We start from the raw sequence: 257 nt of genomic DNA on the forward strand, positions 1-257 counted from the left end.
TGTTCCAGAAAGCGGAAGAGGACTCGGACGTGACCGTCTTCGATCCCGGCAGCCTCGGCGCCCTGACGCCCGCCTATGCGAGCCCCGAGATGCTGGAAAACCGCGAGCCCGATCCGCGCGACGACATCTATGCGCTCGGCTGCATCACGTATGAATTGCTGACGGGGCGCCACCCGTTCAACCGGCTGTCTGCCCTCCAGGCGCGCGACGCGGGCCTGCGTCCGCAGCGGCCGCCCGGACTCGGCCACAGGCAATGG

General features: G+C 68.5%; 1 protein-coding gene. It reads left to right on the forward strand.

The window, feature by feature from the left end; all coding sequences use genetic code 11:
* A partial coding sequence (locus ACEN88_RS35715) for a protein kinase domain-containing protein (RefSeq protein ID WP_413347123.1) occupies positions 1 to 257 on the forward strand: 257 nt, incomplete at both ends.

It is taken from the genome of Massilia sp. CT11-108, from assembly GCF_047302915.1.
GTDB lineage: Bacteria > Pseudomonadota > Gammaproteobacteria > Burkholderiales > Burkholderiaceae_D > Telluria > Telluria orientalis.